This window comes from Streptomyces sp. NPDC047061, assembly GCF_040643955.1.
GTDB lineage: Bacteria > Actinomycetota > Actinomycetes > Streptomycetales > Streptomycetaceae > Streptomyces.
Window position 1 is genome coordinate 1 of the sequence record NZ_JBEYVI010000105.1, and the last position, 5,890, is coordinate 5,890.

General features: G+C 66.2%; 5 protein-coding genes. All 5 read right to left on the reverse strand.

From position 1 onward, the window contains the following. Window positions 1–145: 145 nt before the first annotated feature. Entirely contained in the window at window positions 146–1,399 is a 1,254-nt protein-coding gene (locus tag ABZ887_RS50780) for a cytochrome P450 (RefSeq protein WP_361306483.1), read from the reverse strand. 117 nt (window positions 1,400–1,516) lie between these two features. Beyond that, a complete protein-coding gene (locus ABZ887_RS50785; RefSeq protein WP_361306485.1) occupies window positions 1,517–2,458 on the reverse strand; it encodes an SCO0930 family lipoprotein in 942 nt (313 codons plus the stop codon). A gap of 328 nt (window positions 2,459–2,786) precedes the next feature. Further along, complete coding sequence (locus ABZ887_RS50790) at window positions 2,787–4,157, reverse strand: FAD-binding monooxygenase (RefSeq protein ID WP_361306487.1); 1,371 nt, start codon at window positions 4,155–4,157, stop codon at window positions 2,787–2,789. Between the two features lie 225 nt (window positions 4,158–4,382). Beyond that, complete coding sequence (locus ABZ887_RS50795) at window positions 4,383–4,670, reverse strand: hypothetical protein (protein WP_361306489.1); 288 nt, start codon at window positions 4,668–4,670, stop codon at window positions 4,383–4,385. Between the two features lie 1,039 nt (window positions 4,671–5,709). Then, window positions 5,710–5,890, reverse strand: a 181-nt coding sequence (locus ABZ887_RS50800; protein WP_361306491.1) for a hypothetical protein, incomplete at its 5' end; no start/stop codon positions are given.

Consider the following 5,890-nt stretch of genomic DNA (forward strand, 5'->3'; position numbering starts at 1 on the left):
CCCTCAGCCTGCCCCAACCCCGAAAAGATCCCACCACACAGACTCAACGTCCCCGTCAGCAAGCTGCCGGGGACTCATGAACGATCGAGGCTAAAGGCACTCGGGCTACTGGTCCTACGACGGCTGACACCGGTAGCCCGGGCCGTCACCAGCGGACCGGCAACTCCTCCAAACCGCCGACCAGAATCCCTGACCGACGCGTCAACTGCTGGGCCGGTACCGCGAGTTCGAGCGTCGGAAGCCTCTTGAGCAGGGTGGCGAGAACGGTCCTCAGTTCGGTGCGGGCGAATTCACGGCCCACGCAGATATGGGGACCGTATCCGAAGGTGAGATGAGGGTTGGGGGCGCGCCGCAGATCCATCCGGTCCGGGTGCGGGAAGACGGTCCCGTCACGGTTGGCCGCGGCGATCTCGGCCAGAACGGTGCAGCCGCGGGTGAGCGTGGTGCCGCCGAACTCCATGTCGGCGGAAATGTATCGCGGCAATGCGAAGCCGTGGTTGGCGTCGAAACGCAGTGCTTCCTCCACCGCGGTGGGTACGAGCCCGGGGTCGACCAGCAGTTCGCGCCAGCGGTCGCGATCGGCGAGCAGCATCGCGGTCATCTTGCCGATCATCTGGGATGTGGTCTCGTGTCCAGCAACGAGTAGACCGATTCCCGCGCTCGCGAGCTCGGGCTCGTTGAAGCGTCCGTCGTCCGCGTCGACGATCGCGGTGAGTTCGCTGATGACGTCGTCGCCGGGGGTGGCGCGCCTGCTCTCGATGTGCGCGATCATGTATTCGTAGAATTCGCCACCGGCCTGGTTCATCTCGCTCTGTGTGTGCCGGGTGAGGCTGAGCAGGACCGTCGACCATTGCAGAATCCGGTCCTGGTCCTGGTGCGGGATGGCGAGGGCATCGCAGATCACCCAGAGGGGCAGCGGCCTCGCGAGGGCACTGACCAGATCGGCGGGCCCCGGGCGCGCGGTCATGGCGTCGATGAGCTCGTTGGCTTTCGCGGCGATGCGGGGGCGTAGTTCGTCGAGCCGCCGACCGGTCAGGGCCCGGGTGAGGACGGCACGCCAGCGGGTGTGCTCGGATCGGTCGTTGCGGTCGTAGTCAGCGTCCGATATACCCTCTCCGCCGGGATCTGGGCTGTAGAACAGTCCGCCGTCCTCGGAATCGCCCAGCCGGGCGGCGTCCTCCGCGACCAGGTTCCGCCGGAATCTGCGGTCGGCGAACAGCTTGCGGACGTCTTCGTAGCGGGTCAGCAGCGCGGTCTCCTCACCGCCGGGTGTGCGTACCCACGCCACGGGGCACTTCTCGCGCAACCCGGCCCACTGGGCGGGCGGTTCGAGGGCGCGGGCGCCCACAAAGGGGTAGTCCTGCGGGTCTTCGTCACCGTGGCCGGCGGCCGAGGTCATGTCGTAGTCCTGCCTTCCTAGGCGTGGCGACTTCCATCACTGGTGAAATCTGCTGGTACGAATTCCTGGCCCAGAAGACCTGGCTTCTGGACCCCCTGTCTCTGCCCGCGCCAGGAATCAGTACCGGTTCCGCCCGGCCGCAGGAACTGTCTTGCCCCGGTCGCTCCTGGGAATGTCGGCCTTGATCGCGAACCACACTCCGTTCACCCCCTGGCCGTTCGTCTCGCCGGGCTCCTTGTCTCCGTTGAAGGTGTAGGCGGGCCAGCAGTTGAACGATTCCTGGTCGGTTCCACCTGGTGTGGTGAACGTGAAGAGGACCTCCGGGCTGAGACCCGCGGCCTCGGCATCAGCAGCGGTGACCGGGGCGCTCGGCGTCCACTTCTGGAGGCACTTGGCATCGCAGGCTGTGGTCATCGGCCACGGGGTGTCCTTGGTGAAGAGGTAGAGCGTGCGTCCGTTCTTGTCCTGGAGGACCCGGCCCAGCTTCGGGCTGTCGAGGACGCCCAGAGCCAGCCTGCTGACACCCGCCTTGGCGCCGTCCGCGGCTGCGGCGTACCACGCCTTCTGGTACCCCTGCCCCTTGGTGTCGCCCGGTTCGTCCTTCGCGTAGGTGTAGAGCGGCTTCCCCGCGAGAGTCAACTGCTTCGATCCGTCCACTCGGGTTATCGAACCCAGAAGGTCCTGATCGACGCCTCTGCCTGACGTGGCGGCGTCGGCGGGTACAGGCTGCATCGTCTTGGCGCATTCCGCGACGCAGTTCGACTTGCCCGGAGTCGCCTCGTCCTTGTCGAAAACGTAGACGGTCTTACCGTTCCCGTCGACCACTACGGACTTGAGTTCGTCGTCGACCCGCGCGGACACGGTCGCATGAGTGGCTGCTTTGACGCTCCCTTGCGGAACGTTCAAGGAGGGATCACTGGTCGGGATCAGGCTGACCTGCTGTGTCTTACTCGGCTGGGTTCCCTCCGCAGAGCCGCACGCGGACAGGAGGAAGGAAAGTGCAACTGCCCCTGCTGCGATCCGCATCCCTGGTCCAAGCCTTGTCACGACAGTCCTCACGCTCGGTACTGCCACATCTGACGTGACAGCATCGCCATACACACGTTGCGGACATGCCGAAGCGTTCGACGTAGCAGGCACTCGACAGCGAAGACGCCCGTCTCGGGCTCGGCGCTTCAGCGAAGGCTGTGCCGAGGACTTCGCTTTGGCCCGCGTAGCGGCTGCCCGCCGGACTGGTCCGAAGACCAGGCGACAGCGGCGGCGTCAACGCGGCAGGTCCTGCAGCCAGAGCGACTCTTCGGCTGTGCTTGTTCCTGAGGAGTCACGCCACAGCCATCCTGCCCGCAGCGCCTGGCAGTCTGTCAACGATGCGGCGGATGGGCGGGGACTACCGATCGGTGGTCGGGGTCAATTCGCTGTCGTGCTCCGTGAGTCCGTACTCGCGGTGGAGCACTTCGTTCGGTATGCCATTGGCTGTAGCCGCCCGGCGCACCAACTCCGGTGCGAACAGTGTGGCCGGGTGGGCGGTCATGAAGCCGACGGCCCGGAAGGCGGTGGCTATGCGAACGTCCCGGTTGGCCGCGGCCATCACTTGCTGCATGGCCCACGCGTAGCGACGGTCCTGCACAGTGGTCGGCTTCCTGGCGACTCCCAGCCGGACGGAGTCGGCGGCCGTGGAGGTCTGCCACGCGGCCTGGACCATGACCTTCTGCAGGTCAAAGAAGTACCGCACCGGGGCGTCGAGGTCCGGCGCGGAGCGCAGGTACTCCGACAGGCACGACGTGTGGAGCGCGGCGGAGGACATGCCCTGCCCGTATACGGGGTTGAACGACGCCACGGCATCGCCGATGACTGCGAGGCGGGCGGGAAAGCGGTCGAGTTCCTCGAAGTGGCGCCACCTACTGTCGGGGTGGCGGTAGGAGACCACCTCACCGATCAGCTCGCCGGCAGCCGCCTCTTGGTAGACCGGTTGCAGCTCGCGGCAACGGGCGAGGAAGTCCTCGGTGCCCACGTGCTCGCCCTCGCTCCCGAAATAGGCGAGCATGACTGCCCACCGTTGGCCCTCGATGGCGTTGACCGCTGCCACAGCCAGTCCTTTCGACGGGAAGTGCGGGCTGTAGCGGCTGATCCCGCTGGAGGGGCCGGACCAGTCGGGAGAGCGGGTGAAGCGGGCGGTGAAGTAGCGGATGTCGACTTTCAGCCGCTCCATGTCAGGACGGGGCCAGCCTCCCTCGTCCAGCCAGGTGGAGAGCCTGCTGCCGCGGCCGGTGGCATCGACGACGAAGTCCGTGGTGGCGACGGTCTCATGGCCGTCCGTCGTGTAACGCACCGCGTCGACGGCGCCGCGCGCGTAGTTCAGACCCGTCACGCGGCCGATGGCCACGTCGACGTTCGGAAGGCTGAGGGTGGCACTCTGGATCAGCGCTTCGAGGAACGGGCGGCTGCTGGTGACGAGCTCGGTGTTGGGTGTGGTGATCTGCTCCACATCATCGAGGTAGGCCGCGGCGTCGTGCGGACCGGACAGGACCGCGCCCCCGTCGAGCGCCCGCTGGATGATCCCGGGGTACCAGCGTTCCAGCTGCGCACGGCCGCCCGGCAAGAGCGTGTGGACCTGGTAGCCCTGCGGCACACCTGGGCGGGGCTCCCCCTTGGCGCCCGCCTCCGCCCTGTCGGGCTCGACAATCACGACGCGCTCGGCATGGTCAGCGAGCACCCGCGCGGCGAGGAGCCCGCCGATCCCCCCGCCCAGGACGTGCACGGTACGGAAGAGGACTTGAGGGTCCTTCGGTGTGGTGAGAACGCTGAGTCGCTCAAAGATCGAGACAGGAGAATCCGGCATGTGAGCCTCCAAGACAGAGTGTGCAGGTGCTTCAACTCGCTTGAAACACGAGGTAGTTGCTCAGGGAGTTCATCCGGGCCGCAGCACCGGGTGACCGACCGTCGCGGCATGGCCGTCGCGGGCGATTTGCTCTTCGTCGGCCTGTCACTGCCCGAGACTCCGTACGGCGGCACGGGTGAGGACGGGATACCGGTCGGTGAATTCGAATCCCCGGAAGGCGAGGACGCCCTTTTCCGTCCCGGCGAATCCGTTCTGGCCTGCCAGGGCGGCCGCGGACGAAGCCGACAGTGGTGTGGCGGCCGGTGCCGACGCGCACTTCGACCAGGAGGAGCGGCTGGACGGGATGGACGGGCCGTGTTCGTGGTCGGTCGCATGGTTGCCGGTGAGGGCGCCGCCGCAGCCGATGGGAGGCCCTGCGCCGAGCCGCGACACCCGCGCGAGGCCTCGGTCTCGTGCGCGTGGACGGGCGGTTGCGCCTCGTTGGCGTGCTCGGCTCCGGTGTCCGGTGGCTCAGCGCATCCCCACCGGCAGCGGGCAGCGGAATCCGTACGGGGAGGGGATCACCGACGGCTCGTCGCACGATCACCTTCCGGCTCTCCGGACGCCGAACGTGCCCCAACCGCGGTGAAAGCACTCTCCCCCACCAAGATCCGGACCAAGAGTGGACCAACTTTGCCTCACGCCAGGCAATCTCGCTCATTCCTGCAGCTCAGGAGCAGTAGGCCCCGTGTACCACCAGCAGACGAAGAACATTCTTTGTTCTTACAGCCCTCAGAAACTCGGCTTTTTCTAGAGCCTGAAGTCGGGTTGTCTGGAGGCATTGCTCCGCTCCAGGCAACCTAACCTTGCAGGCACCTAATGTAATCAATTGGATTCTTCTAGTTACTGTCTGGCATCCAAGGTAGATCCCGCCGGACCAGTCGCGGACCAAGTAGCGCCCGAACCGCCGACAGCTCTGGGAGAGCTTTTCGACCTCATGACTGCCCTGAACGAATCCGTATCGCGAGCGAAGGCTCCTCCCGGCGAGGGAGTCCTGCGGACGTCCATAAGCTGTCGAAGATCACGAAGAGGTCAGCCCTGAAGGGCCAAGCAAGAAGGCCGCCGTGAGGAAGCCCGCCCCAAACTCGCGACACGAACAAGGCCGTTGGCTGCCCGGCGTGTTCCCGTTCACGACGCTGATGACGCCGCTTGGAGCGGGCGGCGAGCATCGAGGTCGCCGCCCAGGCGTTCGACTTGTCGAGATCGAAGAGCTATAGGCCGCACAGCCCACGTCGCATCGGCCTCGCTCCTCCGCGAACTCGAGAGCGGCGAGCCGGAGTACAACGGAGCCTCCAGTGCAAGCCTCGATCCGTCATGAGCAACTGCACGACGACGCCCCGCTGTAGCAAGCCGACGTGGGTTCTCACGTGTCACGCGCGATCACAGACGTGTCACCAACCCCGCAGACGTACTCAGGTCACGGGGCCCTGACCTACACGCCCTCACCTCGGATCAGCTGGGCGCCCATGGACAGCTGCTGCGACATCGGGCCCTCCACCTTGATCGTGGACACCTCGAGGGTCTGTAAAGCGAGCGGGTCTTCCAAGATTTTCGTAGCGGGTGATCGCCGGGTTTGGCGGAGCATCAGCTGAGCAGGATGCGCTGGCGGAGGA

Bases quoted from the DNA above. Each gene is read 5' to 3' on its own strand.
- ABZ887_RS50780 (WP_361306483.1), bottom strand. From the start codon at position 1,399: ATGACCTCGGCCGCCGGCCACGGTGACGAAGACCCGCAGGACTACCCC.